Below are 637 nucleotides of genomic sequence, written 5' to 3'. Positions count from 1 at the left end.
TGCAGTGTTCTCAATGCGGAAATCAAACTCGCCAGCTTTGAAAGCCTCCAATGCAACAGTGTTATCTTTGTAATATTCGTATACGATTTTATCGAAATTATACATACCCTTGTTAACCGCAAGATCTTTTGCCCAGTAGTTTGGGTTTTTCTTCAGTGTGACCGAGCGACCAGGGTCAAAGCTGTCGATCATGTAAGGGCCGTTGCCGACAGGAATATTTAGCGACGATTTACCGAAATCGTGTTTACTCCAATAGTTTTTGGAAAAAATCGGGAGTTGACCAATGATGAGCGGGAGTTCTTTATTTTGATTGGTAGCAAACTCAAAATGAATGACTGAATCTGAGCGAACCTCAACGTTTTTTACATCGGCATAGTAAGCTGCATAGAATGGTTGTGCTTTTTCATGCTTCGTTAGTGTTTCGAAACTGAACTTTACGTCGTCTGCTGTTATGGGGCTGCCATCAGAAAACTTGGCATTAGGGTTTAGCTTGAATGTAACTGATGAACGGTCATCAGGCGTCTCGATTGTTTCGGCAATTAGTCCATATTCGCTGAAAGCTTCATCACTCGCATGCTTTGTGAGACTTTCATACAAGTAGCGAACACCCGCGGCAGAAACGCCTTTAATAATATAA

General features: G+C 41.9%; 1 protein-coding gene. It reads right to left on the bottom strand.

Annotated features, from left to right (window positions below; genetic code table 11):
• On the bottom strand, nt 1–637 hold a 637-nt coding region (locus A3729_RS26175), incomplete at both ends, for an ABC transporter substrate-binding protein (RefSeq protein WP_231877509.1).

Source organism: Oleiphilus sp. HI0043, from assembly GCF_001634935.1.
This window is presented reverse-complemented; position numbering and strand designations above follow the sequence as displayed.